Origin of the sequence: Novosphingobium sp. B-7, assembly GCF_000410615.1 — a bacterium.
Classification (GTDB): Bacteria; Pseudomonadota; Alphaproteobacteria; order Sphingomonadales; family Sphingomonadaceae; genus Novosphingobium; species Novosphingobium capsulatum.
Window position 1 is genome coordinate 1 of sequence record NZ_KE148315.1, and the last position, 315, is coordinate 315.

Genomic DNA, 315 nt, shown 5'->3' on the forward strand with positions numbered 1-315 from the left:
GTGCGCGCCACAGTGCTCGCCCGCGATGAAAGCGGCGGCACCGAGGCCGGCTATGGCCTGGAAACCGAGGCGGCGCAACTCGATGGCCCGATGCTGGAAGCCGCCGCTGCCGCGCTCGAAGCGCTGGAAGACCTGCGCCAGCCGCTGCTGCGCCTGACCCTGCGGCTGGAAGCGATCGTGGAGGAAGGGCCCGACTGGCTCGACGGGCAGGCCCGCGCGCGGATCGAGGGCGCACGCAGTGCCATCCAGTGGCGCACTGACCTGCTCGCGGGTTGGATCGCGCTGCTCGGGCGGCTGGGCGGGCCGGCCGATCCC

At 73.7% G+C, this 315-nt stretch carries 1 pseudogene; it reads left to right on the forward strand.

Features of this window, described 5'->3' with window-relative positions:
* Positions 1-315, forward strand: a pseudogene (locus H926_RS34590) (ATP-dependent DNA helicase); the annotation flags it as partial.